Raw genomic sequence first — 25626 nt, forward strand, 5'->3', positions numbered from 1 at the left:
GGCAATCACACATTTTTGTTCCACGAAAGAACATATCCGCACGTTGAAATGTGTGATCCAGCCCACTCAGCGCCGGACGACTGCCATCAGCCGATCGGGGTGGTCGGTGGTGATCCCGTCGACCCCGAGCTCGACCGCCCGAGCGAAGACCTCGGCATCCGGCACCGGCCAAGCGGTCACCTCGAGCCCTTCGCGATGCAGCTCGGCGACACCCTCCACGGTCAGCCCGGTGATCCCGCACAACGCCCAGGTGGCCTCCGCGGCCCGGGTCAGCGCCAGGACGTCGGCGACGTCCGGCGTCCGCCCGAAGATCAGCCCGGTCACCGCCGACGGCATCGCCCGGCGTACGGCGAGCAGAATCTCCGCGTTCGACGAGGTCACCATGGTCCGCTCGGCCAACGACGGATCGGCCTGCAGCGACTCGACCAGCAGCGGTACGGCGCGCGCGGCCTTCACCTCGGCCTGGATCCGTACGTCGATCGCCGCGATCGTCTCGGCCCAGGTCGGCACCTGCTCACCGAGACCCGCGTCCAGCTTCCGCAGGTCGTCGAAGGTCAGCTCCTCGACCGGCCCGGTCCCGTTGGTGGTCCGGTCGACGGTCGCGTCGTGCAGCACGATCAACGCGTCGTCCGAGGTCACCCGCAGGTCGAGCTCGATCTCGTCGCACCCGTACCCGACGGCACGGCGGAACGAGCGCACCGTGTTCTCCGGTTCGGATCCCATCACTCCACGATGGCCGGTGACGATCACAGGAAGGTCCCCCTCGAGCGGTAGTTCACGGTCCGGTAGTAGTTGCTCACAGCACCTTCTCCTCGTACAGCCGGGACACTTCCTCGCCGATCGCCTCGAGCCGCCGGGCGACCGACGCGAACACCTTCTTCGGTGCCGCGTTGTCGGCGTAGATCTGTTGCAGGCCGGTGTAGATCGCGACGTTCGCGTTCCGCCCGTAGAGCCGGATCGCGTCCTGCGGCCGGGCGTTCACCAGCTGCGCGATCGCGACGCCGTAGTTCGGTTCGTCGGCGACCAGCTTCTTCAGCGCCGGATCCTCGCGGGCCTTGTCGACCACCGGGAGGTACCCGCTCTGCGTGGTCCACCAGGCCGAGTTCTCCGGCGTCGCGAGGAACTGCAGAAAAGCAGCGGCCGCCTGCTTGCGCTCGGCCGACGCGTTCCGGAACATCCCGATCCCGCCACCACCGGTCGCCAGGCCGGCCGCGACCTCGGACGGGATGAACCCCGCGCCGACCTTGAACTTCGCCTTGCTCATCGCGCTCTTGAGGCCACCGGTCGAGTCCTGGCACATCGCGACCAGTCCGCCCGCGAAGTCCGTCATCGGGCTGCTGGCCATGTACCCGTGGCCGTCCTCGTGGATCAACTGCCGCTGGAACTCGCCGGCCGCGATCGCGCCGTCCTGGTCGATCGCGACGTCGAGCCCGTTGGAGTACGCGCCGCCGAACTGCCACACGTTGCCCTGGAACTGCCAGTCGCCGTCGACCTTCGCCAGCGCGAGCGTCCGCATCGGCCGGCCCTTGGCGTCGACCTTCGCGAGCGTGTCACCCCACGACCGCAGCTCGCTCCAGGTCCGCGGCGCCCGGTCGGGCAGTCCGGCCTTCGCGAAGACGTCACGGTTGTAGTAGAGGATCGGCGTACTGCGGGCGAACGGGACGCACCAGCTCTGGCCCTTCACGACGTACTCGTTGAACAGCTTCTGGTGGAAGACCGCCGGGCCGAACCCGTCGGTGAAGTAGCCGTTCAGCGGCTCCAGCGCGTCGTTCAGGAAGAACCGTTCCCAGGTGACGTCGGACAGCACGGCCAGGTCCGGCGTCTGCCGCGCGATCAGTCCGGCCGCGACCTTCTGCGCGACGTCGTCGTAGCTGCCCTGGAACTGCGCCTCGACGTACACGTCCTTCTGCGACTCGTTGAACTTGGCAACGAGGGTGTCGACCGCCTTGCCGTTCGCACCGCCGTACGACGACCAGAACACGACCCTGGTCCGCCCGGCGTACTGCTTCGGTACGGCGCCCGCCGGCTGCTGGTACTCGGCGTCCGGCGACCGGTAGCCGCACCCGGCCAGCGACGCCGTCGCGGCCAGGCCGAGAAACGCCCTGCGACGCATGGTCATCCCTTCAACGCTCCTTGGGTGATGCCGCCGACGATGTAGCGCTGGGCGAACAGGAAGATCAGCAGCATCGGCGCGAGCACGAGCAGCGTGCCGGCCATGATGGTTCCCCAGTTGGCCAGGCCTTCCTCGTCCTTCAGGATCAGCAGGCCGACCGGCAGCGTGCGCATGTTGGCGGTGTTGGTGACGATCAGCGGCCAGACGAAGTTGTTCCACTCCTCGACCGCGGTGATCACCACGACGGTGACGAGCATCGGCCGCGACATCGGCAACACGACCCGCCACAGCGTCCGCAGGTGACCGGCGCCGTCGACCGCGGCCGCGTCGGTGACCTCACCGGGCAGCGTGAGGAAGTGCTGGCGCATCAGGAACGTCGCGAACGCCGAGCCGATGCCGGGGATGATCAGCCCGGCGTACGTGTTGATCCAGCCGAGCGACGCGACCGTCAGGTAGTTCGGCAGCAGCGTCACGTGACCGGGCACCATCATCGCGCCGAGGATCAGCAGGAACAGCACCTTCTTGAACGGGAAGCGCAGGTAGGCGAACGCGTACGCCGTCAGCACGGCGTTGGCCACCTTGAGGATCGTGCCGATCACCGTGATCACCGTCGAGTTGATGAAGAACCGGTCGAACGGCGCGGCCTCCCAGGCCAGCTTGAAGTTGTCCCAGGTGAAGTCGTCGGGCCACCAGGCCGGCGGCCACTGGTAGATCTCGGCCGGCTGCTTCACGGCGGCGGAGATCAACCAGTACAGGGGTCCCAGGAAGATCGCCGCGACGCCGAGCAGGACGACGTACTGCACTGCACGGACCTTCATCGGTAGTGCACCCGCCTTTCCATCACACGGGCCTGGATCGCGGTGACCACCAGCAGGATGACGAACATGATGATCGACAACGTCGCGGCCCGGCCGGCGTTGAACGCCTGGAAGCCCTCGTTGTAGATCGACCAGCTCAGCGTCGTGGTGGCGTCGCCCGGACCGCCACCGGTCATCACGGCGATCACGTCGAAGGCCTGGAAGGTGCCGATCACGGTGGTGATCAGCAGGAAGAACGTGATCGGCGCCAGCAGCGGCAGCTTGATCGCCCAGAACCGGGTCCAGGTGCCGGCGCCGTCGATCGCGGCGGCCTCGTCGAGCTCCTTCGGCAGCCCTTGCAGACCGGCCAGATAGATCAGCGCGGTGAAGCCGACGCTCTTCCACAGGTAGACGATGACGAGGCCGGGCAGTGCCCAGTCGGAGTTGTTCATCCAGTCCGGCGGTTCGGCGCCGAACGGCTCGATCACCGCGCGCATCAGGCCGTAGCTGGGGTCGAAGACGAACAGCCAGATCGTCGCGACCGCCGCGCCGGACAGGATGTGCGGCGCGAACGAGATCGTCCGGACCAGGCCGCGGCCCTTCAGCGGCTGGTTGAACAGCACCGCCAGCGCGAGGCCGATGACCAGGCTGCCGGCCACGATCAGTCCGGTGAACGCGACCGTGACACCGAGCGTCTTGTGGAACGCGGGGTCGGTCAGCGTGTTCGCGTAGTTGGCCAGGCCGACGAAGGTCGGCCGGGCCGCGATCATGTTCCAGTCGGTCAGGCTGAGGAACGCGTTGTAGAGGATCGGCCAGTACGCGAAGACCGCGATGACCAGGAGGTTCGGCGCCACCAGGAGCGCGAACAGCCCGTACTCGCGACGCCTTCGCCGCCGGCGTTCGTCGATTCCGGCGGGCGCTCTCACCTCGTCCGGATGTGCCCGCGCCGGCAGGTCCACCACTGTCATGCCACTCGTCTCCTCACCCTGCTCAACACCCCGGCCAAGGTTTCGGCCAGGTCGGGCGGGGCTGCGAGCAACCCGCCCGGCAACGACGTGCCCGGTCCGCCGATCGTGCGCGCACCGGCCTCTCGTGCGATCAATCCACCAGCCGCCACGTCCCACGGCTGGATCACGTGTTCGTAGTACGCGTCCGCCGTACCGTCGGCGACCGAGCACAGGTCCAGCGCTGCCGATCCACCCCGCCGAAGATCCCGTACGGCGGGCAGCAGTTGCCGCAGGTACTCGGCCTGCTCCGCGCGACGCTCCGCCAGGTACGAGAAACCGGTCGCGACCAGCGCCTCGGCCAGCTTCCGACCCTCGTGGATCTTCAGGTACTTCCCGTCGCGCGAAGCCCCCGCACCCCGCACGGCCGACCAGGTGATGCCGGTCATCGGCTGGTGGACCACGCCGACGAGCGCGCCACGAGCGTCCTGGACCGCGATGCTCACGCACCAGTCCGGCCGCCCGTACAGGTAGTTGACCGTCCCGTCGAGCGGGTCGATCACCCAGGTCAGTCCGGTCGTGGACTTCTCGCGAGCGCCTTCCTCACCGAGCAGTCCGTCCCCTGGACGAGCGCTCAGCAGGCCGTCCACAATCAGTTGCTCGGACGCCCTATCGGCAGCGCTGACCGGGTCTGTGCCCGAGCTCTTGGTCTGTGCGCTCTCCAGCGACACCTGGTCCTGCCGGGACAGCAGTTCCGCACCGGCCGCATGGGCCAGACGCGTTGCCAAGCCGAGCAGGTCGCGGGGGTCGGGGTGGGACATGTCTGGGAAATTATCACCGAATGATGGTTTCAAACAGTCCTACGATGTGATTTTCTCACCGAATTCACATCAATCGTCGTCAACGCGCAGTCTGACCGCGGTCACACCTTCCAACTCCCCGAGCGCGACCACAAGGTCCTGCAGCGGCGGACGTCCCCGGAACCGCATCGCCGCCCGGACCTGCTGCACGCCGTCCTCACGCCGTACGTCGGTCCCGAGGATCGACGCCTCGAAGCCCATCGCGGTCGCGGTGTGCAGGATCGCCCGCAGGACACCGGCGCCGTCCAGGTACCGCACGGTGACGGTCCGATTCCGGTCCGGGGACGGCAGGAAGCGGGCAATGTGGCCGAAGGCACCGACCGCGATCAGGTGCAGCACGGTCGCCGCGCCCGCGAGCACCGGCATCCCTGCTCCACAAGCCATTCCGATCGCCGCGGTCATCCAGATCGTCGCGGCCGTGGTCAGGCCGCGGACCACGTCGCGGCGCATGAAGATCACGCCGGCGCCGAGGAAGCCGACGCCGGAGACCACCTGCGCCGCGATCCTGGACGGATCCAGATTGACGTCCGTCCCCAGCACGGTGGAGAAGCCGAACCCGGAGACCAGGGTGAACAGCGCGGCGCCGGTGCCGACCAGGGTGTGCGTGCGCATGCCAGCGCTCTTCTGCTGCAACTGCCGTTCGAGGCCGATGAGCATCGACAGCCCGAACGCGATCAGGAGCAGCAGCAACTCGGTGCCGGTGCTGCCGGAGACGAACTTCATCTCAGAAAGTCTGCAACAGCCTGGGCGGCCAGAGAAGCAGCCCGGTGAGCGGTCTGGCGGGTCGCACCGGCCAGGTGCGGGGTCATGACGATGTTCGGGGCCGTCAGCAACCGTGAGCCTTCGGGCAGCGGCTCGGTCGGGAAGACGTCGAACGCCGCGGCACCGAGCTGGCCTGTCTCCAGGGCGTCGACGGTCGCGTCGTAGTCCAGCAGGCCACCGCGGGCAGAGTTCACCAGTACGGCGCCGCGCGGCATCCGCGCGATCTGGTCCGCACCGATCATGCCGCGAGTGTCGTCGTTCAGCCGGGCGTGCAGGCTGACCACGTCCGACCGCTTCAGCAGCTCGTCCAGCTCGACCACCTCGATGCCTTCCGGCGGCGAGGCCGCGTCGAGGATCGGGTCGGCGACCAGGACGTGGGCGCCGAAGGCCAGCATCACGCGGGCGACGCGGCTGCCGATCGCGCCGTACCCGATCAGGCCGACCGTCGATCCGTCCAGCTCGCCGCCGCACTCGTCGTACGCGTAGAGGTCGCTGCGCCACTCGCCTTGCTCCAGCGTGCGCTGCAACTGGGGAAGCTTGCGCAGGGCCCCCATCATCAGGGCGATCGCGTGCTCGGCAGCGGCGCCTGCGTTGCGGCCGGGGGTGGAGGCGACCTGCACGCCGCGCTGGTTGGCCGCGGGCACGTTCACGTTGACCGGGCCGCCCCGGCAGCAGACCAGGTACCGCAGGTCGGGCGCGGCCTCGAGCACGCGCTCGGTGAACGGGCCCATCTGCGTCACGACCAGCTCGATGCCGGGCAGCGCCTCGATCAGCGCGTCCTCGACGTCACTCGCCTCGTCCACCTCGGCCACCCGCCCGTACGGCGTGAGCGGCCAGGGCAGGGTCAGTTCGCTGAACTCGAAGGTGACGCCGGGCAGGGCGGACAGCTTCTCGGCGAGCAGCTCGTTGCGGACGAAATGGTCGCCGGCCAGCAAGGTCTTCATCGAACTCCTGAATTCGTCGGGCGGTGGTCCGGGCGGGCGGCGGTGACGCCGCGGCTCCGGAGGTCGTCGGGCGGTGGCCCTAGGCCTGGTTTCCGGACGTCGTCGGCCGGTAGGTCGGTGCGGGATCGGCCCAGCGGGGGCGAGCGGCCTCGATCCGGCGCAGGTAGTGCGCGTAGCCCTCGGCGTAGAAGGCCGCGCGGCCGGGATCGGGATCGATCTGACGGGTCTCGGCGATCCACTCGTCGCCGACGTCGCCGAGCACGCGCTTGGCCGCGATCACCGCGCCGCGCGCTGCGACCTGGGAGGCCTCGGTGGTGTGCAGCGGGGCGTTGAGTACGTCGGCCAGGATCTGGGTCCACTCGGTACTGCGGGCGCCACCACCGCAGACGGTCGCCTTGCCGGTCCAGCCTGCCGCGTCGAGGCAGTGGCGAGCGGCGTACGCGATGCCCTCGCAGGTCGCGCGGAGCAGGTCGCCCTGGGTGGTCGAGAGCGAGATGCCGTCGAAGGTGCCGCGCGCGTCGGTGGCGACGAAGGGCGCGCGCTCGCCGGCTTCGGAGAGGTACGGGAGGACGGTGACACCGCTGGCGCCTGGCTGGCTGTCGGTGAGGAGCTGCTGCAGTTGCACGGTCGTCGCACCGACGAGTTTCAGCACCTGGTCGAGGGCCGCCGTGCCGACCATCGCCGGCATCGCTCGCAGCCAGACGCCGGGGGTCCAGGTGCCGAGGAAGAGGCCGGCTGGTTCGCCGTCCACCGGAAGATCCCTCGTGACGACCTGACAGGCCAACGTCGTACCGACGGTCAGCAAGGCGTCGCCGACCTCGGTCACGCCGGCGCCGATCGCCGCTGCGGGGAGGTCGTACGGGCCGGAGGAGACTCGGGTGCCCTTCGCGAGGCCGAGGCTGTTGTCCTGCAGCTCGCCGACCGGTTTCCCGACGGGCGCGAGCAGGTGCTGCCAGTCCGTCAGTCCGCAGGCCGCCAACGCCTCGGCGTCGTACTCGCCGGTCCTCGGATCGAGGAAGGGCGCTGACGCATCGGAGACATCGGTGGCTCGTACGCCGGTGAGCCGTTGCATCACCACGTCCTTGCAGTACGCCGCGGTTGCTGCTTTGGCGAGCGTTTCAGGCTCCTCGGCGAGGACGGCAGCCAGCAGAGGACCCGAAGCCCCGGGGAACATCCTGTTGCCCGACCGCCGGAAGACCTGCTCGGCCACTCCGCTCTCGGTCCATTCGCCAAGGATCGAGCTGCTCCGAGCATCAAGCCAGGAGATCGCAGGTCTGACGGGGTGGCCGGAGTCGTCGACCAGCCACAACCCATCTCCCTGTCCTGTAACGGCTACGAGGTCGGCCTCACCTGACAGCTCCTGGATCACCTCGTTGACTGAGGCAACTATTTCGTCGGTGTCGTGCTCGAAGCGGCCGGGGCCTGGGCGGACCAGGCGGGTCGGCCTGGAGGCCTCGGCCACTTGCTTGCCGTGGTCGTCGAAGGCGACGGCCTTGGTGACTGTCGTTCCGACGTCGACACCGATGTCCATGGGCGGTCTCCTACAGAGGGGCTACTTCGACATGTGCGCCCTGGTCGCGCAGCGCGTGGACCAGGTCCTCGGGGGTCTTCTCGTCGACGACGACCACGTCGAAGTCGGTCAGCGGTGCGAGCCGGTGCAGCGCGGTGCGCTGGAGCTTGCCGTGGTCGACCAGCAGCACCTTCGTCCGGGCGGAACGGAGCATCGCCTGCTTGACCAGCACGATCTCCTGCTCCTGGTGGTACGCGTGCGTCGGCGAGACCGCGGAAACACTGCAGAACAGCAGATCGGTGTGCAGCGCGCCGACCGCCTCCGCGCACGGCAGCCCGCCGAACGAGTCGTGGGTCGCGGAGTAGATCCCGCCGAGTGCGAGCAGCGTGACGTCGCGCAGTTGCGTGAGCCGCGTGATCGCCGGCAGGAAGTTCGTTGCCACGGTCAACGGAGTGATGTCCTCCAGCAGCTCGACCAGCGCCAGCGCGCTGGTCGAGTCGTCGAGCATCACCGACATGCCGGGCTCGATCATCGTCCGGGCGTGCCGGGCGATCGCCGTCTTCTCCGCCGACGCGGTCGTCAGCCGGTACGCGACGTTGCTCTCGAACACACTCGTCGGCTGCGCGCTGACCCCACCGCGGTACTTGCGGACGACGCCCTGCCGCTCCAGCTCGTCGAGGTCGCGGTGCACGGTCATCACGCTCACCCCGAACGCCTCGACCAGGTCGTTCGCGGACACCGAGCCGTGCTGCACGACGTACGCCGCGATCTCGGCCTGGCGGCGCGCCGGCCGGCTCAGTTCGGTGCTGTCGTCGACATCGGTCATTGGCCCTCCCGGCCTGGACTGAGGAGTGTAGGGAGCGAAGCGACCGAAGCGACGAGGGAAGGCCGGGAGCCAAAGGCCAATGACCTGCCCGGCCGGAGGCCGGCCAATCGTAGAGTCATGCGGGGATCTCCGTTCGGACTGCGGGGACGTTGAAAGCCTCGAGACCCACTGTGCCGTCCTGCTGCCGCAAGCGCACCAGCGCCGCGGGACCGAGTGCCGGTAGCAGTCTGCGGTAGTCCCTGACCGGCAGGCCGAGCACCCGGCAGACGAGCAGCCGGATCAGCGTGTTGTGGGCGACGACGAGGACCTTTCCGCCCGCGTGCCGCTGGACGATCTCGTCGAAGCCGCGCCGCACCCGCTCGGCGGCGTCGGCGACGTTTTCCCCACCAGGGAAGGGATTCGCGACGGGGTCCAGCGTGAAGGCGCCCGAGACTGCCGGAGGCAGCTCGCTCAGCATCTTGCCCTCGGCCGACCCGAAGTCGACCTCACGCAGCCGCGCGTCGGTCGTCGGTTCGAGCCCGAGCGCCTCGGCCGTCGGTGCGATGGTCTGCCGGGCGCGGAGCATCGGCGACGACCAGAGCGCGTCCGGCTGGAAGTCCTCGGCCCAGGTCTTGAGGAGCTCCGCCTGCTGCAGACCGACCGAGTCGATCGGCAGGTCGGTCGAGCCGGTGTACCGGTTGCCGTGGTGCCACTCGGTGCGCCCGTGGCGGGCGAGGACGACGGTCGTTCTCATCGCAGGTACCCCCGTCGGTCCAGCTCGGCCACGAACCCGCCGTACAGGTCGGTGAGTCGTTCGCTCGGCCGCGGCTCGATCACGCGACCGATCCGGACCATCCGCCGCGCGGTCTCCGCCACCGTCGTACCGCCGGACGCCGCGAGCACGGCCATTCCGTACGCCGGGTCGGCGGCCTCCGGCAGTTCGACCGGTACGCCGAGGACGTCGGCTCGGAGCTGGTTCCAGTGCTCGCTGCGGACCGCGCCACCGGTGAGCGCGACGGATCGCGGCGACTCGGCGCCGAGCTTGGTCAGGTGCTCGAACGCGAGCCGCTCGATGAACGCGACGCCCTGCAGTACGCCGACGTAGCGGTGGAGATCGTCGCCGACCTCGCCCAGCTCGAACCCGACCGCCTCGGGGGCGACGAACGGGAATCGCTCGCCGGGCTTGGTGAGCGGGTAGATCGTCGCGTCGACCGGGCCGTCGAGCTGGGTCGACGCGCGGTCGAGGGCGTCGAGGTCCGCGCCGGGCAGCATCGTGGTGAGCGCGCCGGCTCCGGTGTTGGACGCACCGCCGGGGAGCCAGCCGTCGCCGTCGGGATGGCGGTGGCTGTAGACGGCGCCGGTCGGGTCGTTGATGAGGTCCTTGGTGACGCCTTTGAGGACGAGGGTCGTGCCGAGGACGGAGTTCCAGGCGCCGGGAGTGAGGGCGCCGGCGGCGATCTGTGCGGCGCAACCGTCGGTCATGCCGGCGACGATCGGGGTGCCGGTGGGGATGCCGGTGAGCTGGGCTTTTGCGGCTGAGACGGTGCCGATGGTCGTTCCGGGGAGGACTACTTGAGGAAGCAGGTCGACGGACAAGCCGAGCTTCTCGAACGCGCCGACCGGCCAACTGCCGGGCGCGGCAGCGCCGTCGGCTCCGGGGGCGCCAGTGCTCCTACTCCCCCCAACATCAACCAGGTCGTAGCCGGTTTTCAATGCGTGGCTGGTGTCTGTGGCGACCGGGTGGCCGGCTAGATCTGCTGCCACTACGTCCGCGCTGTGGGCGACCAACTGGTCGACTTGAGGGTCGAGCCAGAGGATCTTCGGGAGCGCCCAGGTCGGCTGCATCGCTGAGCCCCAGCGGTCCGGATCAGCGGCGACGATTCGCGGCAGGTAGTCGGCGGCGCGGGCGTCGTCGTACATGAGGGCCGGTGACGCGGGACGGCCGTCGCGGTCGGTCAGCAGGACCGTGCCGGAGGTGGAGCAGATCGCGAGTCCCTCGACCTCGCCGTACGGCGAGACCTCCGCGAGCACCTGCTCGACAGTGGTGATCCACTCGCGCGGGTCCTGCTCGTGCCAGACCTCGCCGCGGCGACTGGTCAGCGGACGCGCCGCTCGCGCGAGCACCTCCCCCGTGGCTTCGACCAGCACGGCTCGCACGCTCTGCGTGCCGAGGTCAATGCCGATCCACGCCACAGTTCCGCCTCCCAGTGTTAGTTACGTTGGTAACATAACACCAAGAAGCGGTAAGAGCTCCTGTCAGCTGTGCATCAGCAGCAACGACGGGTGCGCGGTCGCCACCTCGAGGCGACCCGCGTCGACCGCGCCGAAGGCCCCGATCGGGCCGCTCGCCGGCCGGCCGTGCCGGTTGGTCCAGAAACCCCAGCCCGCTGGAGCGTCCGGCCACTCCGGGTCCGGCTCCCAGCCAACGGGTGGGCGCCAGCTGTCACTCGGTGGCTCAGGCCAGTCGGGTGGTGTGTTGAATCGATGCACGGGCGGCCCTTCCGGATTCCCCAGGAGACTCATCGGCGAGAAGTGTCTGACTCCTCAACGAACTTGTCGTCCGAACGTCACGCCTAAATCTTCGTAAAGTTTATGGCCCTGGGCCCCATTCCGACACCCCAACAGGTAGTGACGAACCGCCACTCTGCGTGCCGTTGCCGACAGCCACCAATCGTCACCGTCCGCAGCCGTCATCACCGAGGGTTGACATCCCCGGCCGGCCGACGGACCTTGATCTCAGTCGATCGGCGTCGTGGGGGGACCATGGATACTGATCAGAGCGTTGTACTGCCGCACCGGTTCACCGGCCGGACCAACGGCGCGACCCTGCTGAAGCTGCGCTGCGCCCGGGCACGCCCCGGCCGCCAGTTCGGTGCCGACGCCGTCGCCCAGCTCACCACGGACGGCCTGCTCGGCCACGTCCTCTGGAGCACAGCCTGTACGGCGACCGACGTGTCGATGGCCAACTTCCAGCAGCTCCGCGGCAGCGGACTGTTCCTTGTCCAGGTCAGCCTCAGCGGCGTCGCCGGTGAGGCAGCCCGGGTCCGCGAGCTCGTGCTCGCCGTCCAGGTCCTGCGCAGCCTGGGGATCCTGGTCGAGTACGACCTGGACCTGTTCGCCGGTACGCCGCGGTTCGCCGGCGTCCGGGACAAGGTCGCGATGCTGCGAGCGATGGTCGGCGACGGCTCCACCCCGGCGTACTTCACGACGGCCGCGATCGTGGGCGACTGCTCTCCCTGGCTTGCGGGCTACAGGCAACGACTCGACCCGGCGGTTCAGCCCTGGCTCGGCGCGGGCGGGCTCTCGCAGCAGCTGTCCGAGGCCTGGGCCGAGATCCTGCTCGCCGAACGACTCCTGCTCGGCCTGCGCGGCGGCGCCGCGCATCGGATCGCCCTGCAGCGGCTGACGCTGCGCAGCAACACCGAGCTGCTCAACCTCGTCGCGACCAGCGCCCGCGAGTTCGAGATGTCCGGCGGCACCCGGTTGCTCGACGACGAGCTGGTCGGTCCGCGCGCGGAACTGCTCACCCAGACAATGCTTGCCCTGCGCAACCGTTTCTGGACCGCCAACGAGCACGTCGTACCGGAGGCCACCGCCGCCTACGGTGGGTGACCACTGTTCGATCTGAGCGTGAAGGGTTCCGCTCCCAGTTCCAACGTTGTAACAATGGTCCATGAGGATCGCCCACCTTGTCCTTGCCGCCCTGATGCTGACCACCGCCGCCCTACCAGCCGCCGCTGCCGAACCGCCCGAATCACCTGCCAGTCCGGAGAAAGTGATGGCGCAGACCTTCCGCAACCCGGTCAACCGCGGCGCCGACCCGTCGCTGATCTACTACAACGGCCAGTACCACGTCGCGACCACGACCGGTGACCACATCGGCATCTGGTCGTCGCCCAGCCTGGCCACGCTGCTGGTCGCACCGGAGAAGGTCGTCTACCGCGACAGCGACCCGAGCCGGAACACCCAGATGTGGGCGCCGGCGTTCCGCCACGTCGGGAACCGCTGGTACGTCTACTACACCGCCTCCGACGGCGTCGACGCGAACCACAGGATGTACGTGCTCGAGTCGGCCGGCGACGACCCGCTCGGCCCGTACACGTTCAAGGCGAAGATCGCGGACTTCGGCGAGTACGCGATCGACGGCGAGCCGATCACGCACAACGGGCAGCAGTACTTCGTCTGGACCGGCCCGGGCCGCGGCCAGGGCGGACCGGCGCAGCTCTACATCGTGCGGATGAGCAACCCGTGGACGGCGACCGGCAACCGGGTCGCGATCCCCGCCGACGGCGGCTGCACCGAGGTCCGCGAGGGCCCGACCCCGCTGTACCGCAACGGACGGACGTGGCTCACCTACTCGACCTGCGACACCGGCAAACCCGACTACCAGCTGTGGATGAAGAGCATCGCGAACGGCGCCGACCCGATGGTCGCGGCGAACTGGGTCCAGCGCCCGGGCCCGATCTTCTCCCGCAACGACGCGAACGGCGTCTGGGGTCCCGGCCACCACTCGTTCTTCACGTCGCCGGACGGCACCGAGGACTGGATCGCCTACCACGGCAAGAACACGAGCGCCTACACGTACTCGTTCCGCACCGCGCGGGCGCAGAAGATCACCTGGAACGCCGACGGCTCACCGAACCTCGGCAGCCCGCTCGCCGCCGGCGCGACCCAGCAACTCCCGTCCGGCGATCCCGGCGCGACCACCTCGGTGATCAACGACACCGACACCGGCACCGGCCAGAACCAGGTCGAGTACGCCGGGACGTGGAACTCCGGCTCCGGCTGCGGCAACCAGTGCTTCTGGGGCAACGACCACTGGACCGGCATCGCAGGAGCGTCCGCGTCGATCCGCTTCACCGGTACGAAGGTCGCGCTGCTCAGCGTCGTCGACGTCGGCAACGGCATCGCTGCCATTTCGATCGACGGCGGACCTGAACAGCGCGTCGACTACTACAGCTCCCTTCGCGTCGGCGAACAGCTCACCTACGTCAGCCCCACGCTGTCTCCCGGCCCGCACACCCTCAAGCTCCGCGTCACCGGCGAGAAGAACCCGGCCTCCACCAGCACCCAGGTCAGCGTGGACCGCATCGAGGTCTACTAGCTCGCATAGAGCTCCAGTTCCACGATGCGCGAATAGGTCAGACCCTCGTTGCTCGCCAGGCAGAGAATCCGTACGGCGGTAGCGGTGACGGGGGTGAAGGTGGTGCTGGTCAGCCCGGCCTTGTTGTCGCGGACTTCCGCGACGGTCTGCCAACTGCCGTCGACCTGTGCCTGCACGTCCCAGTCCTTCAGTCCGTAGCCGGCGGCCGGGTACTTCTTCGAGTCGAGTGTGTAGAGCTCGGCCCGGCCGACCGACTGCGGCTGGTCGAACGTGACCTGCAGCCAGTCCGGGAAAGTGCCACGGCTCGCGTCGTTCCAGCCCGTACTGATTCCCCAGTGCTCCTGATCGCGGTCGCCGTCGACAGCACCGCAGGCCGGGTAGACCGGCACGTGCTCGGTGGAAGCGGAGACCGGTACGTAGCGCGCGAGGTTGCCGGTGGTGTCGACCGGAGGCTGTCCGATCTCGACCGGCAGGCTGAGCTTCTGGTCGCCCGCCGTCACCTGCACGGTGTAGTTGCCCGGCGCGGCGCCCTTCGGTGCGGTCACGTCGACCGGCACCTTGAGCGTGTAGCCCGGCGGCAGGTAACTGGACACGATCTGCCGGGACACGTTCAGCGGCGCGGGTGCGGTGATGAACGCGTCGGCGTACACGGCGGTCTTGCCGGTGTTACCGAAGCGCAGCTCGAAGGTCTGCTTCGCGCACGGCACCGGCGACACGGTCAGGCTCGGTACGTCGGTGCCGAGACTCAATCCGCGTTGGGTGGAAGGGCCTGCTGCCGCAGGGCCGGTCGCCACGAGGCCGGCCAGTACGGCGCCGATCGCGATCATCGCGCGGATCCTCATCGGACCGTCCCCTCCTGGCCGACGGTGTTCAGACCGGGGTTGCCGGCCTCCACCACGAACGATCGCACCGTCGAGATCGGCGCACCGGGCCGGTCGATGTAGGGCACCACTCTGCAGTCCACCCGCAGCTCCTTCTCGTCGAAGCGCAGCACCGAGTAGCCGCGGCGTTCGTCCACGAACTTCAGGTGCGGGTTGCCGTCCAGGAACTTCTGCCCGTTGGCCGACACCGGTACGCCGTTACCGCCGCTGCTGAACGAGGTCGGCACCAGCTCGACCCCGAACGTCTGCGAGGACGGATCGGCGTAGTTCCGCTTCATGTCCATCGCGTAGCCGGCGTGCACGTCGCCGGTGAGCACGACCGGGTTGCGGTGCCGGTTGGCCGCTAGCCCGTCGAGCAGCACCTTTTGCTCGGCGCCGTACCCGTCCCAGGCGTCCATGTTGTAGAGGTCGCCCGCGGTCGGGTCCAGATCCATCCGGCTCAGGATCACCTGGTTGGCCAGCACGTTCCAGGTCGCCGGGGAGCGGTTCAGCCCGTCCAGCGCCCACCTGGTCTGCTGCTGACCGGCCATCACCCGGGCCGGGTCGCGCCTGGCCTCGGAGTCGACCTTCCAGCCGTCGCCCGCGGCCTGGTCGGACCGGTACTGCCGGGTGTCCATCACCGTCAGCCGGGCGAGGCGGCCGAAGTCGAAGCGGCGGTAGAGCATGTAGTTCGGGCCCTGCGGAGCGGGACCGCGCAACGGCAGGTGTTCCCAGTACGCGCGGTACGCGTTCGCCCGGCGTACGAGGAAGTCCTCGATCGGGGCATTGCTCTTGGAGACCGCGCCGGCGTAGTTGTCCTGGACCTCGTGGTCGTCCCAGGTGGTGATCCACGGCGCGGTCAGGTGGGCGGCCTGGAGATCGGGATCGGCCTTGTAGAGCGCGTACTGCAGGCGGTACCGGTCGAGCGTGTCCGCCTCGGTCCGGAACTGGCTCGGCACCGGATCGGTGACGTTGCGCAGCCCGCCGTTCGCGGCGATGCCGAACTCGTAGATGTAGTCGCCGAGAAAGACCACGGCGTCGAGGTCCTCGGACGCGAGATGCCGCTGGGCCGTGTAGTAGCCGTCGGTCCAGGCCTGGCAGGAACTGACGCCGAGGGTGAGCCGGCCGCCTCGCTGGCCGGGCGCGTTCGCCGTACGGGTTCGGGCGGTTTGGCTGAGATAGCCGTCGCAGCGGAAGCGGTACCAGTAGTGCCTTCCAGGCTGCAGGCCCCGGACGTCGACGTGCACGCTGTGCGCGAACTCGGGCCTCGCTGTCGCACGCCCGGACCGGACGATCTGACGGAACTGTTCGTCGGTCGCGACCTGCCAGTCGACACCGACTTCCTTGTACGGCGCGCCGCCGAGCGGTTCGAACGGCTTCGGTGCCAGCCGGGTCCAGATCACCACCGCGTCCGGCAGCGGATCGCCGGAGGCGACGCCGAGCGTGAAGGGGTTGCCGGTGAGCCCACTGGTTCCACCGGTGCCGGCCGCGCTGCCCGGCAGGTTGGTCCCGAACGCCACCGCGGTCGCGGCGCCGGTCAGGGTGAGGAATCGGCGGCGGGCCAGGCCCACCGCGGGTCTGAGATCTTCGGTCACTTGATCAGCGCTCCTTTGGGTGCCTCACGCGGACGGGCCCGAACAGGCCGGACGTCCGTTGTCCCCCGAAGACGAAATGGGTCGGGCTGACCGCGTCCAGGTACGGCGCGACCGTGCCGAACACCTCGATGTCGAGCGTGTGCTCACCGGTCAGCCCGGCCAGCTCGAACACGTACGGCGCACAGAACCGGACCCCCGCGCTCTTGCCGTCGACCAGGACCTCGGCGGTACCCCGCACCCGCCCCAGGTCGAGCTGGACCGCGCCGGTCGCCGTGATCTTGCGGCGGTAGCGGACTCCTCCGCTGTACTCGGCGAGGCCGTGGTCCTCCCAGTCGCCCAGGCCGATCCGGCCGGGTCCGACGATCGCGCGGATCGGCCCGGCGAGGGCCGCACCGGCCTCGAAACCTGGCTCGGTCCGCAGCGTCAGCTGGCCTGTCCTCGCGCCTGCTGGGATCTTGGCGACGAGGTGTCCTGTCCCGGCGGTGAGCTCGTGGCCGTCGACGGTGAGCACCGCTCGGCAGTTCAGGTCGAGCTCGAGTCGCAGAGTGCCGGGCGGCAGGTCGAAGCGCAGGTACTCGGTCCGCTGCGGATCGTCGCGCGGTACGGCGAAGGTGATCGGCTCGACCACCGAGGCGTCCGTGCCGTCGAGCCAAGCCGCCGCGGGTAAGGGATGCGGTCGGCGGTGCAGGTAGAGGTCGGCCAACGCCCGGTGCCGCTGCCTGCGCCGGACGACCGTCATCGGGCCGGCACTGCTGTCGACCGCACCACTTGGAGCGACGACCTGACCGCTCCAGTTGTGGTCTGACACCACCAGACCATCGACCAGGATCGGTGTGGACTGGCTCAGCTCGATCGCGATCTCGTTCTCACCCGGCCGCAGGGCGCTGCCGACGTCGTACCGGCGAACTCTCGGCGTCGGCCGCTCGTACGGCAGGAACCCACCCTGCCGACCGACCTCGACGCCATTGACGAACAGCCGGGCCGAACCACTCGCGGTGAGCGTCAGCTCCGACTCCCCCGCCGGTACGACGCTGGTGCTGAGCCGGATCGCCGTACCGAGTGCCGGTGGCTCGGCGAGAGCGATCCACTCCGGACGCCGGTACGCCGCGAGGTCGCGGACGAACGCCAGGTTCGCGCGCAGGGGCAACTCCTGGTCAGGAGTCAGCCGAAGCTCCACCGAGTGCCGCCCGGCGGAGAGACGGACGGCCGCGGTGGCAAAGTGCCCGCCCGCGTCATCGATCGCGACGGACACCCCGTCGATCAGCAACTCCTTCGCTGCAGGAGTGCCGACCACGATCGTGGTGGTGAGTTCATCCGCCAGCGTGAACGCTGCGGTGAAGGTCACCGTCCGGCCGGCCTCAACCACACCGAAATCAAGGAAATCCTCAGGAACATGCCCCTTCGGGCCGAGGGAGTCTTTGTGGATCCGGTCCTTGTGGATGCCGAGGCGCTCGGAGTACTCGAACGGTGCGCCGTCGATCAGCCCGTGCGGCCCGAACGTCGCGTGCGCCGGCTTCCACTGGTCATCGCCTTCGACCTGGTGCAGGAGACCCCAACGCTCGACGACGACCTCGTCGCCCTGAGCTGAGGCGGGCCAGGCGAAGTCGCCCCAGCTGTTGTCCAGCGTCGGGATCAGGGTCACCTCCCAGTCACCTTCCAGGTGTTGCTCGGACCAGTCGACGGCAGGAGTCGGCGCGACTACTTGGTTGCCGTCAGCGAAGACGATCAGGGCAGCAGGGCCTGCGTCGAACGGCACGATCACCTCGGTGACGTCACCGACCACCTGGAAAGGAAGGGGTTCCGGCTCACCACCGAACGGCGAGCACAACAACGGCGCCCCAGGCGCATCGCGGACCCGCAGCGTCGTCTCGCGAAGGTACCGCCCCGAGTCGAAGTCATACCCGACCGTCGCCCAGTCATGGCTGATCCCGCGCTCGACCGCCCGCCCGTCGCCGACCCGCGTCGCACTCCACTCAGTCGCGGTGACGAAGACGACCAACGCGTCGTCCACCTCACGGACCAGCGTCGGCACCCCGGCCTCAACCCTGCGCGGCAACCGCGCCAACGCCTCCGGGACCTCACCCGCGGTCTCCACCAACAACGCCTCGCCGAGATCAAACCGCTCCCGCAGGGGCGCGACAGCCTTGTCGCTCCCAGCCACCGCCCGCCCCGGAAGCGCGCCCACAGCAACCAACAACCCACCAGCAGCAACGAACTCGTCAAGCCGCGCAGCCACCGCCGCTTCGAGAACCGTTGCCGCTGGCAACACCACAGCGGCGTACTGCTCGTCCGCGACGCACAACCGACCATCCGCGCCGACCTCCGCAGCAGCCAGCGAGTCGTCGTCGATCACATCCGCATCCAGCCGCGCCCGATCCAGGACGCCGAGCTTCGGCGCGAACCAGGTCGCGTCACCGATCAGCTCCCGGTACACCTCCTGAGCCCGTACGGCGTCCACGCCCGGTCCGTCCATCGTCAGCCCGGCCTGCGCCGTCGCGTTGGGGAACAGCACCGCGATATCGCAGACGTGCCGGCCCATCGACAGCGCGGCGCACAACCTCGCGACCGCATCGGCGAAGTGCTTGTGGTGACGCCAGTACGGCTGCCGCCAGTCGGTCGACGGCGGCGCCCACTCCCACCACCCGGCTCGGGTCGTGTAGTACACGGCGTGCGGGTTGTAGAGCGTCGCGCCGGTGCGCAGCCAGGGCAGCAACCAGTCGAAGGTCTCCTCGAGCGTTCCGCCCCAACCGGTCGAGTGGAACGCCTCGATCCACGTCCGCGGCCGGTCGTAGAGGTGAGCGAGCGACGAGTGGAACCGGGCGTCGCCGTGGTGGTCGGACCCGGGTGCGCTGAACCAGCGATGCGTTCGCGCGTAGTCGGCGTACAGCTGAACGCCTTCGACCGGGAGGCCGGCGCGGGCCGGGTCCTGCTGGTCGCAGCCGACCGTCAGCCCGTACTTCTCGTGCCAGTCGAACAGGGGCTTGAAGAACGCCTCCTCGGCCAGCGCGGCGCGGAGAGCGTGGTAGTCGCGTCGTACGCGATCCGCGTCCGGCAGGTCGGATCCCCACAACGCGGCCAGGCGATCACGTACGTCGTACCCGTACCTGGCGACGAACTCGTCGGCGAAGGTCGCCGACCAGGTCGGCATCGACGGCAGCTCGTCCTGGAACGACCCGACCACGACTGTGCCGAGCAACGGCCCGAGGCGACGAGCGAACTCGCCATGGACCTGGTCCAGCAACGCCGCACAGGCCTCACCGCTCAGGTAGTCGAACCCGTGATCGGTCTCGTAGAACAACGACAACCGGGACTCCATCGGCGCCTGGCACTCGACCTGGCCGTCGGCGGCCGTGACCGCTTGGCTAGGCCCGCCGTCGAGCGGTTCGAGCACCGCAGCGATCGGACGACCGCCCGAAGGGCACTGCAGCACGAGCCGGCCCGTCCCGGTGATGGTTGCCCGCTGCAACCTGCGTCCGGCGTACGACGGACGCCCGGCGACCAGCCGCGCCTGCAGATCGGCGCCGGAGAAGCCGAGCTGGTCGTAGAACCACAGCGAGACCCCGAGCTCCTCGGCGTCCGCGCAGACGCCGAGGAAGATCTCCCACCAGGCCTCGGACAGGAACGGCGGATCGTCGGCGTCGCAGCCGTGGTCGGAGCCGGCGGGAGCGAGGTTGAGGACGACAAGTTGGTACACCCCGCCCTCGACGAAACGCTCGAGCTGCCAGCGCAGGCGCGCCGGATCGAGTTTCTCCCCGCTCCACCACCAGATGGGAACGGGCGAGAACGCCTTGGGAGGTTCGGACAGGACAGCCGCCAGGCGATCTGGCAGGGGCATCGGCTCAACCCTTCAGTCCGCTGGAGAAACCGCGGATGACGTAGCGCTGGAGGACCAGGAAGACGACCAGGATCGGCAGCGCGGCGAGCACCAGGCCGGCCGCGACGAGTCCGTAGTCGGAGGTGTACTCGTTGACGAAGGCAAAGACCTTGACCGGGACGGTCTCCCGGCCCGAGCCGCCGAGGTACAGCAGCGGGGTGAAGAAGTCGTTCCAGACGTGCACCGCGTTGAGGATCAGCACGGTGCCGGTGATCGGCCGCAGCAGCGGGAAGATCACGTGCACGAAGGCCTGCAGGTGCGAGGCGCCGTCGATCAGCGCCGCATTGGTGTAGTCGGCGGGCAGCGAACGGATGAAGCCCGTGTAGAGGAACACCGTGAAGGGCAGCTGGATCCCGGTGTAGAACAGGATCATGCCCTGGTAGGTGCCGATCAGGCCGAGGTCGTTGACCAGTTGGTAGAGCGGGATCATGCCGAGCTGGAACGGCAGGATGATCCCGACCAGGAACAGGATGTACAGGCCGTAGCTCAGCCGTCCGGCCCGCCGGGCCAGGAAGTACGCCGCCAGCGAGCCGAGCACGATCAGCGCGAGCACGCTGCTCACGGTGATCAGCGTGCTGTTGAACAGCGCGGCCCCGAGCGTCGCCGACTGCCAGGCGGTCCCGAAGCTGTCCACCGACGGCGGGTTCGGCGGTGACAGCGGCGCGTTCGCGATCTGGCCCGGGTCCTTGAACGCCAGCGTCACCAGCGCGTAGACGGGGAACAGGAAGGCGACCGCGGCCGCCACCATGACGATCTCCAGGACGAAGGTCCGTGGGCGGTATCCGGTCCTCATGCGGCGGTCTCCCGGGAACGCAGGTAGGCGATCTGGACGAACGAGACCGCGGCGACGAAGATCGCCAGCACCAGCGCGACGGCGGTGCTGTAGCCGAACTTCCCGTACACGAAGGCCTGCTTGTACAGCACGGTCGACAGGGTGTCGGTCGCGTAGCCCGGCCCGCCGTTCGTCATCGCGATGATCTGGGTGAACAGCGTCAGGCCGCCGACGGTCGACAGCATCACGTTGATCGTCACCGCGGGCGCGAGCAGCGGCCAGGTGATGTGCCGGAACCGCGCGACCGTGCCCGCGCCGTCGACCATCGCCGACTCGTGCAGCTCCTTCGGCACGCCTTCGAGGCCGGCCAGGAAGATCACCATCGAGTACCCGGCGCACTGCCAGATCACGGTGAAGGCCACCGACCAGATCGCGATCGACGGGTCGCCCAGCCAGTCCTGCCGCAATGCCCCGAGGCCGACCGCGTTCAGCGCCGCGTTCAGGCCGGCGTCCGGCGCCGGGTTGTAGACGTACTTCCAGAGGAAGGACACCATCACCGGGCTGACCACGACCGGGGCGAAGAAGATCACCCGCAGCACCATCCGGCTCTTGATCGTGGTGTGCACGCCGAGCGCGAGCAGCAGCCCGATCCCGTTCTGCACCACCACGATCGCCAGCGTCAGCAGCAGCGTGTTGCGCAGCGCACCGAGCGCCTGGTCGTCGTGCAGCAGCTCCCGGAAGTTCGCCAGCCCGACGAACGACCGCTGCTCGCCGACGCCCGACCAGTCGGTGAAGGCCGATCCGGCGCCGACGATGCTCGGGTAGAGCATCACCAGCGCGTAGACCAGCAGCGCCGGTACGGCGAACAGCCAGGGCGGCGCGATGCCGCTCCCCCGGCGTACGCGCTTGACCGCGGCCGACGGCGTCACCAGGGTCTGCGCCGTCATGCGGTCTTCCGGTAGGCCTCGTCCATCTTCTTCAGCGCGCCGGCGACGGTGTTCCGGCCACCGAGCAGCTCCTGTACGACGGCGAAGTGCGTCGGCTGGACCTCGGCGTTGGGCCAGCGCTGGTCCATGAACGGGACCGCCTTGTTGCCGGACAGGTAGGGCAGGAACGGTGTCAGCACCGGATCCACCTTCGCCTCTCCGTCGGAGTACAGCGGCACGCAGGCGACGGCCTCCGACCAGGCGTTGATGATGTCGGGCTGACCGCAGAACTCGATGAACTTGCGTGCCTGGTCGGCCTGCTTGCTCTTCGCGCTGACCGCCAGGCCGACCACGATGCCGCCGGGGATCCAGTTGTCGGCGACCGTGTCGGTGGCCGGGAACGGGAACATGCCCAGGTCGTCCGGCGACGGCGCTGCCTCGCGGTAGGCCTGCAGCACGGCCGAGACCTGGACCGCCATCGCGGCCTTGCCGGTGCCGACCATCGAGGTCGCCTGCTCGTACGTCGTACCGTTCGGGTTGTCGTTGAAGTAGCCGCGCTTCTGCAGCTCGAGGTACTTGTCCATCGCGTCGGCCCAGCCGGAATCGGCGAACGACGCGGAGCCCGCGATCATCTTGTCGTCGAAGTCGGGCTGCTTGGCGTAGACCGTGCCCGGGACCAGCGCGTAGTTGACCAACTGCGTCACCCACGGGGTCTGAGCACCGAGCGCAAGCGGGATGATCCCCTTCTTCTTCAGCGTTTCGCAGACCGTGAGCAGCTCGCTCCAGGTCGTCGGCACCTCCACACCCGCGGTGGCGAACGCCTTCTTGTTGTAGATCGCGCCGAGCACGCTGGTGCCGGGCGAGAAGATGTAGGTCTTGCCGTCCTGCTGGTACGCGCCCTTGAATCCGGTGGGGATCTTCTGGGTCCACGCTTGGTCGCTCAGATCGGCCAGCAGGTTGGCCTTGCTGAGCTGGACCATCGACATCGCGCTGCCGTTGCCCGGGTAGACCGCGTGCATGTCCGGGGCGTTGCCCGCCGCCAACTGAGCGCGTAGCGCGGTCTGGAGCTGGTCGGCCGGCGAGAACGACAGGTTGAAGTCGAACGAGCTGTTCGCCTTCTTGTACTCGTCGAGCGCCTTGCGCAGCCCCGCCTCCTGGCTGCCGGCGCCGATCACCTTCAGGCCGCCGCCGCTCGCACCGCCGCCGCCGGTGTTGGTGCTGCCGCAGGCGGCCAGGGCGCCGGCGCCCAGCGCGCCGCCCATCAACTGCAGGAGCCGCCTGCGGCTGACCGGCGTACGGATGACCTCGGGTGCCATGGTTCCTCCAGAGTTTCGGGCAGCACGCAGTGCCGTGAGTTATCACGGTTGTCTGGGAATAGATCGTGAAAAAGTGTTATCTTCGTCTCTGCGGCACGGTACGAAGCGCGCAGTTGGCATGTCAAGGGTTCGGACGTCACCGGTTGAAAGGATTCAGTACGGCGCACCGACCACGAGCCTGAGAAGATGGCCGGGTGCCCGAGACCACCCGTACCCTGCTGACCGGGCAGGCCAGCGCCTGGCAGCGCATCCTGGACCACCCGTTCGTCGCCGAGACCTCCGCCGGATCGTTGCCAACAGCAACATTCGACCGGTGGCTGGCCGAGGACCACTACTTCGTCCGGTCCTTCCAGGACTACCTGCGCGAGCTGTCCGCCATCGCTCCCGACGACCAGGCCCGCGGCGTGCTCGCCGACGGGATCGCTGCCCTGGTTCCGGAACTCGCCCTGTTCGAGAAGGCCGCCGCCGAGCGCGGACTCGACCTCACCGTCGAGCCGTCGCTGCTGAACGTCGGCTACTCGGCGTACCTGCTGAGCACCGTGCGCGAAGGCTGGCCGGTCGCGATCACCGTCCTGTACGCCGTGGAGAAGGCCTACTACGACGCGTGGGCCTCGGTTCGCGACACGACCGGCCCGGACACGCAGTACGCCGGCTTCATCGCGAACTGGTCGTCGCCGGAGTTCGCGGCGTACGTCGAACAGCTCGGCGCCCTGGTCGACCGCGAGGACCTGACGCGTGCGATGGAGCTCGGCTTCGACCGCGTCGCCCGCTTCGAGATCGCGTTCTGGGACCTGGTGCACGGGTGAAGACAGCGGTCCTCGCGAGCGGCGTCATCGTGCTCGGCCTGATCGGCGCGGCCGGCGGCTACCTCGTCGGCGACCTCACCCAGCCGACCACCGCGAGCGCCAACAACGAGTACCCCACCGACGGCGACTCGCCCCCGGCCGACTTCATCGTCAAGACGCCGGTACCGAATCATGTGCCCGCTTTCAAGGCCACCGGACTGCGCTACCGCGAACACACCTTCACGGTCCGGCAGGAGCCGTCGCCGAAGGTCGAGGTGTCGATCGACATGCCTCGCGGCTGGCAGCTCACCAGCTCGCCGAAGACACCGGGCGAGGTGAAGTTCCTCGATTCACTGAAGCAGCGTGCGGTGCGGGTCGAGTCCGGGTTCCCGCCGGACCTGACCACCGCCGACCAGCGGGAGAAACTGATCCCCGGACTGGTCTCCAGCCAGCCGCCCGAGAACGACCTGAAGATCCTCGAGAACTACGACTCCACGGTGACCGGCGACGACGGCAGCACCCGGGAAGTCTCGACGCTGATCTACACCTACATCCCGACCGAGACCCTGCGGTACGTGATCGTTCGCTGGGTCGCCACCGGCGGCGACTCGCAGGCGACCGTCGAGATGAGCGTCACCGGGCTGCCGCAGGATGCCGCCGGACTGAAGGCTGTGCTGGCCGAGGCCAGCGAGTCGGTAACAGTTGGGGGCTACTGAGCGGCTGGGCGAACCTTTCTCCGGTTTACGGTGTCCAAGTGCCATCGGGGGCGGAATCGGGAGAGGAGGGATGCCCGTGGCCGGGCGATTTGTGGGTGCTGTGCTGGTGAGTGCCGGGCTGGTCGTGATCACGCTGGCCGGCGCGGCCAGTGGGTACGGGATCGGGCATCTGACCGAGCCGAAGGACCAGCCGACCGGGTCGGCGGCTCCGTTGCGTCCGAGCGCCGAGGTCACGCCGACTCCGACCGAGCCGCTGAACATCGCGGTGAAGGATCCGACGCCCGGCTTGAAGAAGAGCGAGCTGCGGTACAAGGAGCGGGAGTTCGTCGCGGAGAAGATCGTCCGGTCGCAGATGACGCTCGACGTGCCGAAGAACTGGCACATGACGATTTCCGCCGACCCGCCGGACGAGGCCCGGTTCACCGATCCGACCGGACGGCGGTTCGTCCGGGTCCAGGCCGGGTTCACCATCGAGCGGCCACCGGCGGTGTCGATGGCCGAGCGGATCGGGCAGCTCGAGGGCACGCCGTACCGGCAGGACCTGAAGATCGTGAGCGATCAGGTCGCCGAGGACGGGCGGTCGGCGACGCTGACCTACACCTACATCCCGGAGAAGACCCTGCGGTACGTCGTGGTGCGGTGGGTCGCGCTCGACGACTCGGGCAACTGTGCCGTCGAGATCGGCGCGGCCGGGCTGATCCAGGACAAGGACGGACTCCTGGCGGCGATGGAGCGGGCGACCGAGACGGTCACGCGCTCCGACTCGTCACTGTGAGGCTTCGCGCGGCCAGATGGTGCGGAAGACGATGGAGCGGAACCGGTAGAACCGGCGACGGCTCGACTGGACCAGGGCTGGCGACGGCATCAGCCGGTCGATCACATCCCGCACGGGGACTCCTCAGCGGCGCGGTGGAACATGGGGGCCGCAGCAGAGTAGGCGTCC

The 25626-nt window shown here is 68.8% G+C and carries 24 protein-coding genes; 5 read left to right on the forward strand and 19 right to left on the reverse strand.

The features are described 5' to 3' along the window. Positions 1 to 66: 66 nt before the first annotated feature. The 12 genes from ACYVIO_RS03400 to ACYVIO_RS03455 all read right to left on the reverse strand — a co-directional run bounded on the left by ACYVIO_RS03400 (position 67) and on the right by ACYVIO_RS03455 (position 11258). Positions 67 to 723 carry a glycerophosphodiester phosphodiesterase gene (locus tag ACYVIO_RS03400; protein WP_460649150.1) on the reverse strand — a complete coding sequence of 219 codons (657 nt, stop codon included), beginning with the start codon at positions 721 to 723 and terminating at the stop codon, positions 67 to 69. 73 nt (positions 724 to 796) lie between these two features. Continuing rightward, on the reverse strand, positions 797 to 2119 hold the full coding sequence (locus ACYVIO_RS03405) for an ABC transporter substrate-binding protein (RefSeq protein WP_460649151.1): 1323 nt from the start codon (positions 2117 to 2119) through the stop codon (positions 797 to 799). Next, positions 2116 to 2931, reverse strand: coding sequence for a carbohydrate ABC transporter permease (locus ACYVIO_RS03410; RefSeq protein ID WP_460649152.1), 816 nt, complete (start codon positions 2929 to 2931; stop codon positions 2116 to 2118). Before ACYVIO_RS03410 ends, ACYVIO_RS03405 begins: the two co-directional genes overlap by 4 nt. Next, positions 2928 to 3878, reverse strand: coding sequence for a carbohydrate ABC transporter permease (locus ACYVIO_RS03415; protein ID WP_460649153.1), 951 nt, complete (start codon positions 3876 to 3878; stop codon positions 2928 to 2930). The genes ACYVIO_RS03410 and ACYVIO_RS03415 overlap by 4 nt, the downstream gene beginning before the upstream one ends. Continuing rightward, positions 3875 to 4675 (reverse strand): inositol monophosphatase family protein, encoded by an 801-nt coding sequence (locus tag ACYVIO_RS03420; RefSeq protein ID WP_460649154.1) that lies wholly within the window; start codon positions 4673 to 4675, stop codon positions 3875 to 3877. The genes ACYVIO_RS03415 and ACYVIO_RS03420 overlap by 4 nt, the downstream gene beginning before the upstream one ends. A gap of 69 nt (positions 4676 to 4744) precedes the next feature. Continuing rightward, positions 4745 to 5437 (reverse strand): MgtC/SapB family protein, encoded by a 693-nt coding sequence (locus ACYVIO_RS03425; protein ID WP_460649155.1) that lies wholly within the window; start codon positions 5435 to 5437, stop codon positions 4745 to 4747. After that, complete coding sequence (locus ACYVIO_RS03430) at positions 5434 to 6420, reverse strand: 2-hydroxyacid dehydrogenase (protein WP_460649156.1); 987 nt, start codon at positions 6418 to 6420, stop codon at positions 5434 to 5436. The genes ACYVIO_RS03425 and ACYVIO_RS03430 overlap by 4 nt, the downstream gene beginning before the upstream one ends. Before the next feature lie 79 nt (positions 6421 to 6499). Beyond that, entirely contained in the window at positions 6500 to 7951 is a 1452-nt protein-coding gene (locus ACYVIO_RS03435; protein ID WP_460649157.1) for an FGGY family carbohydrate kinase, read from the reverse strand. A 10-nt stretch (positions 7952 to 7961) separates the two neighbouring features. Continuing rightward, entirely contained in the window at positions 7962 to 8756 is a 795-nt protein-coding gene (locus tag ACYVIO_RS03440) for a DeoR/GlpR family DNA-binding transcription regulator (protein WP_460649158.1), read from the reverse strand. Positions 8757 to 8871: 115 nt separating this feature from the next. After that, a complete protein-coding gene (locus ACYVIO_RS03445) occupies positions 8872 to 9489 on the reverse strand; it encodes a histidine phosphatase family protein (RefSeq protein WP_460649159.1) in 618 nt (205 codons plus the stop codon). After that, positions 9486 to 10928: an FGGY-family carbohydrate kinase gene (locus ACYVIO_RS03450; protein WP_460649160.1), complete on the reverse strand. Its 1443-nt coding sequence runs from the start codon at positions 10926 to 10928 to the stop codon at positions 9486 to 9488. The genes ACYVIO_RS03445 and ACYVIO_RS03450 overlap by 4 nt, the downstream gene beginning before the upstream one ends. A 63-nt stretch (positions 10929 to 10991) precedes the next feature. Further along, positions 10992 to 11258: a hypothetical protein gene (locus ACYVIO_RS03455; protein ID WP_460649161.1), complete on the reverse strand. Its 267-nt coding sequence runs from the start codon at positions 11256 to 11258 to the stop codon at positions 10992 to 10994. A 240-nt stretch (positions 11259 to 11498) separates the two neighbouring features. Between ACYVIO_RS03455 and ACYVIO_RS03460 the strand changes: the two genes are divergently transcribed. After that, entirely contained in the window at positions 11499 to 12347 is an 849-nt protein-coding gene (locus ACYVIO_RS03460) for a hypothetical protein (RefSeq protein ID WP_460649162.1), read from the forward strand. Between the two features lie 61 nt (positions 12348 to 12408). Continuing rightward, positions 12409 to 13839 carry a family 43 glycosylhydrolase gene (locus ACYVIO_RS03465; protein WP_460649163.1) on the forward strand — a complete coding sequence of 477 codons (1431 nt, stop codon included), beginning with the start codon at positions 12409 to 12411 and terminating at the stop codon, positions 13837 to 13839. On the opposite strand, the gene ACYVIO_RS03470 is transcribed toward ACYVIO_RS03465, so the two are convergent. Genes ACYVIO_RS03470 through ACYVIO_RS03495 form a run of 6 tightly spaced genes read right to left on the reverse strand, consistent with a single transcriptional unit; the run spans position 13836 to position 23182 of the window. Continuing rightward, positions 13836 to 14681, reverse strand: a complete 846-nt coding sequence (locus tag ACYVIO_RS03470; RefSeq protein ID WP_460649164.1) for a galactose-binding domain-containing protein — start codon at positions 14679 to 14681, stop codon at positions 13836 to 13838. The two genes, ACYVIO_RS03465 and ACYVIO_RS03470, sit on opposite strands and share 4 nt — an antisense overlap. Then, positions 14678 to 16294, reverse strand: coding sequence for an alkaline phosphatase D family protein (locus ACYVIO_RS03475; protein WP_460649165.1), 1617 nt, complete (start codon positions 16292 to 16294; stop codon positions 14678 to 14680). The genes ACYVIO_RS03470 and ACYVIO_RS03475 overlap by 4 nt, the downstream gene beginning before the upstream one ends. Positions 16295 to 16298: 4 nt before the next feature. Continuing rightward, the gene (locus ACYVIO_RS03480) at positions 16299 to 20129 is read right to left on the reverse strand and encodes a hypothetical protein (protein ID WP_460649166.1); all 3831 of its coding nucleotides are present in this window, start codon (positions 20127 to 20129) and stop codon (positions 16299 to 16301) included. 4 nt (positions 20130 to 20133) lie between these two features. Then, positions 20134 to 20961 (reverse strand): carbohydrate ABC transporter permease, encoded by an 828-nt coding sequence (locus ACYVIO_RS03485; RefSeq protein WP_344182579.1) that lies wholly within the window; start codon positions 20959 to 20961, stop codon positions 20134 to 20136. Beyond that, the gene (locus tag ACYVIO_RS03490; RefSeq protein WP_460649167.1) at positions 20958 to 21887 is read right to left on the reverse strand and encodes a carbohydrate ABC transporter permease; all 930 of its coding nucleotides are present in this window, start codon (positions 21885 to 21887) and stop codon (positions 20958 to 20960) included. Before ACYVIO_RS03490 ends, ACYVIO_RS03485 begins: the two co-directional genes overlap by 4 nt. Beyond that, a complete protein-coding gene (locus tag ACYVIO_RS03495) occupies positions 21884 to 23182 on the reverse strand; it encodes an ABC transporter substrate-binding protein (protein ID WP_460649168.1) in 1299 nt (432 codons plus the stop codon). Before ACYVIO_RS03495 ends, ACYVIO_RS03490 begins: the two co-directional genes overlap by 4 nt. Positions 23183 to 23376: 194 nt before the next feature. On the opposite strand from ACYVIO_RS03495, the gene ACYVIO_RS03500 reads away from it, so the two are divergent. From ACYVIO_RS03500 to ACYVIO_RS03510, 3 genes are all read left to right on the forward strand, one after another. After that, positions 23377 to 23988 (forward strand): thiaminase II/PqqC family protein, encoded by a 612-nt coding sequence (locus tag ACYVIO_RS03500; protein WP_460649169.1) that lies wholly within the window; start codon positions 23377 to 23379, stop codon positions 23986 to 23988. Next, complete coding sequence (locus ACYVIO_RS03505; RefSeq protein ID WP_460649170.1) at positions 23985 to 24683, forward strand: hypothetical protein; 699 nt, start codon at positions 23985 to 23987, stop codon at positions 24681 to 24683. Before ACYVIO_RS03500 ends, ACYVIO_RS03505 begins: the two co-directional genes overlap by 4 nt. Before the next feature lie 70 nt (positions 24684 to 24753). After that, a complete protein-coding gene (locus ACYVIO_RS03510) occupies positions 24754 to 25458 on the forward strand; it encodes a hypothetical protein (RefSeq protein ID WP_460649171.1) in 705 nt (234 codons plus the stop codon). Here ACYVIO_RS03510 and ACYVIO_RS03515 read toward each other — a convergent pair. Then, positions 25450 to 25572: a hypothetical protein gene (locus ACYVIO_RS03515; protein ID WP_344182591.1), complete on the reverse strand. Its 123-nt coding sequence runs from the start codon at positions 25570 to 25572 to the stop codon at positions 25450 to 25452. The genes ACYVIO_RS03510 and ACYVIO_RS03515 overlap by 9 nt on opposite strands. Positions 25573 to 25626 lie beyond the last annotated feature (54 nt).

Source organism: Kribbella endophytica (assembly GCF_054781295.1).